The 3,130-nt window shown below is 60.5% G+C and carries 3 protein-coding genes; 2 read left to right on the top strand and 1 reads right to left on the bottom strand.

Annotated elements, in window-relative coordinates; translation table 11 throughout:
- The coding region (locus HMPREF3175_RS07075) for a hypothetical protein (protein WP_218078892.1) at window positions 1-292 on the top strand (292 nt) is incomplete at its 5' end.
- A gap of 320 nt (window positions 293-612) precedes the next feature.
- Here the strand turns inward: HMPREF3175_RS07075 and HMPREF3175_RS07070 are convergent.
- Entirely contained in the window at window positions 613-1,182 is a 570-nt protein-coding gene (locus tag HMPREF3175_RS07070) for a TetR/AcrR family transcriptional regulator C-terminal domain-containing protein (RefSeq protein ID WP_005882738.1), read from the bottom strand.
- 38 nt (window positions 1,183-1,220) lie between these two features.
- Between HMPREF3175_RS07070 and tet(33) the strand changes: the two genes are divergently transcribed.
- A complete protein-coding gene (gene tet(33), locus HMPREF3175_RS07065) occupies window positions 1,221-2,444 on the top strand; it encodes a tetracycline efflux MFS transporter Tet(33) (RefSeq protein ID WP_010991840.1) in 1,224 nt (407 codons plus the stop codon).
- The last annotated feature ends 686 nt before the right edge of the window (window positions 2,445-3,130 follow it).

Raw genomic sequence — 3,130 nt, 5'->3', positions numbered from 1 at the left:
GACTGCCGCCAATCTTTGCAACAGAGCCTTTGCGTCAATGCAGGGAGATAGCGAAGAGCGCGCTTCAACGGAGATGCTCGAATGGGTCCACGACGGATTGGAGTCCGTGGTCGCGGCAGACGTAGATGATTCGCACGCCGTACCCGTCGGCGCCGCTCGGCTCGGGGTCGCATTCTGCGCGGCAGACGTTACAGAGCCGGTGCTCGTTGCTCCCCCAGACCGTGACCTCGATATCGTCGGGGATCTCCATTCCGTCGAACTCCATATGCGGAGGTTAGCTGTCGCGGATTGAGTCGTGTCAAGATGCGGCACCGATGCTAAACCGCCGTTACCTATGGTCATCGCGCCGGTCGCGCACTCGACGCTTAGTTCTTGAGGTACTCGAGGACGGCGATGACGCGCTTGTTCCCTGTGCGCTCGTTAAGGTCGAGCATGGTGAAGATGCTGCTGATGTGCCGTTCCGCGATCGCGACGCGACATGCACACGGTCCCTGATTTGCTCGTTTGTGAGCCCCGTAGCCATGAGCGAATCGTCAGTATCGCGGAGGAGGTGCTGCGGGAGCGGGAAAGGATTGACCTTACTGACGCAGAGACCCAAAGTGCGAGCATCCCTCATCGCTTTGATGCCAGCCCTTCAACCATTGCAACTAACCCGAACTCGAAATCTAGGTCTTGATCGACAGGCTCACATCCGTTGTCGAGCGCTGTTTGTTCTTCTAGTACGAAACCGACCGTATAGCGGCTGATAGCCATGAGAGCTCGGACCGCAGAGCCCTCAGCGAATCCTTCGGACACGAGAAACTCGATCTGACTTTCGGGGGCATCCGAGCCCGCTGGCATCTGGTCACTCTTTTGACGGTGAAACTCTGCGTGCAGCCGTGCTCCATCCCGGACTGCCAGAAGCGCTGTCCGGAAGCTCCGCGCGTTGCGCAGGAGAAAGTCGTCCCAGCGCTCCCCTGACTCTGGGAGTGAGGCGTGGTGTTCGCGATCAAGCACATCAGCTGCGAGCGATCCGAGCAGGTGGGCCTTTGTCCGAAAGTGCCAGTAGAGCGCTGGCTGCTGCACCCGCAGATGCGCAGCCAGCGCCCGTGTGGTGAAACCGTCGATCCCCGTGTTATTGAGCACATGCCTCGCACCGCGCAAGACTGCTGCACGATCGAGTCGCGCTTGTTTCTGAGCCATGCTTGCACTTTATCATCGATAACTTTATCGTTGATAAGGTGTCATCTCTCACTTCCGCTCGTGGCTCGTTGGCCACGGTCCTCATCACGGCTAGCCTCGACGCCGCCGGCATGGGCCTGGTGATGCCGATTCTTCCCGCACTGCTACACGAGGCAGGGGTCACCGCTGATGCGGTTCCGCTGAACGTCGGAGTGCTGATCGCGCTCTACGCGGTAATGCAGTTCATCTTTGCCCCCGTACTGGGAACGCTGTCGGACCGATTCGGCCGCCGCCGGGTGCTGCTTGTTTCCCTGGCCGGTGCGACCGTCGACTATCTCGTGCTCGCCACGACGTCCGCTCTGTCGGTGTTCTATATCGCCCGCGCAGTGGCTGGGATAACCGGAGCGACCAATGCGGTCACCGCCACCGTGATCGCCGACATCACGCCACCCCACCAGCGCGCCAAGCGTTTCGGTTTACTCAGTGCCTGCTATGGCGGCGGAATGATCGCGGGGCCAGCCATGGGTGGACTGTTCGGTGCCATCTCGCCACATCTGCCGTTTTTGCTCGCTGCTCTTCTCTCAGCGAGCAATCTGGCACTCACCTTTATCCTGTTACGCGAGACCCGTCCTGATTCCCCTGCGCGCTCTGCGTCGCTCGCTCAGCATCGTGGTCGCCCCGGCCTCAGCGCGGTGCCTGGGATTACCTTCCTATTAATCGCATTCGGCCTTGTTCAATTCATTGGGCAGGCTCCAGGTGCGACCTGGGTGCTGTTTACTGAACACCGCCTCGACTGGAGTCCCGTCGAAGTTGGAATCTCCCTGTCCGTTTTCGGGATCGTACAGGTTCTCGTGCAGGCCCTCCTTACTGGCCGCATCGTGGAGTGGATCGGTGAGGCAAAAACAGTCATCATCGGGTGTATTACCGACGCCTTGGGTCTCGTAGGCCTGGCGATTGTCACTGACGCATTTTCCATGGCACCTATCTTGGCGGCACTGGGGATCGGTGGCATCGGCCTCCCCGCTCTGCAAACCCTTCTCTCCCAGCGCGTCGATGAACAGCACCAAGGGCGCCTCCAGGGTGTGCTCGCCAGCATCAACAGCGTCACATCGATCTTCGGACCGGTCGCTTTCACAACGATCTTCGCGCTCACTTACATCAACGCCGACGGCTTCCTCTGGCTCTGCGCCGCAGCACTCTACGTGCCCTGCGTGATTCTCATCATGCGTGGTACAGCAGCGTCCCCGAAGTTCGGCTCTTGGGCGAGCGGCGACTCGATGTGAGTTGTGAGACGTGAGCAGGAGCAACACGGCGGCGACACTGCTTCGCCATGGCCGACTAGCGAGACGGCGCCACCGGGAAACTCGGCATCATCTACCAAGGACAGGTCAGCTGGGAGCCTGATAGACCCATCGAAATGTGCGTGCCGATCGCGGAGAAGGGCCGGGCGCATCGGATCGAGCCATAGCACCATGAGTCTTCACGGAAGTGCGTCGACGGAGACTTGGTTGTGAACCGGGCCAAGGGAGAGCTGGAGGCCCTCTCCGAGTGGCTTGCCGATGACATGAGCTGGACGCTCATCGAGAAATCCACACACAGCGGCCCCAGTGCAGCCCGAGAGGTGCGCCCGCCGTTCTCCCGAGCGGGTGGAGGTCATTTCTGTCGTCACCCACGGACGACGCGCTTCCTGCGACGGCTACCTCGAGGCTGGAGGAATGCGCGTCCGTTTCAGCCATGCGTTCCGCTTCGTCAGCACCCCCAAGACCTCGATGATCGCAGAACTGCGACGCTACTGCATCGAGACGCAGGTTGACTGAGGCCTGTGCGGACAGCACGAACGACCCTTGAGCCCGTAATCTGGGAACCGCAGAAACTACCCGATCGAAACGCAACTACTTTGCCGACCCTACGGGGTTGGCTCGCGGTCGTCGTCCTTGGCCGGGCTCTGTTGCAAAAATCGTGAAGCTTG

Source organism: Arthrobacter sp. HMSC08H08, assembly GCF_001807575.1.
GTDB classification, from domain to species: domain Bacteria; phylum Actinomycetota; class Actinomycetes; order Actinomycetales; family Micrococcaceae; genus Pseudoglutamicibacter; species Pseudoglutamicibacter albus.
This window is presented reverse-complemented; position numbering and strand designations above follow the sequence as displayed.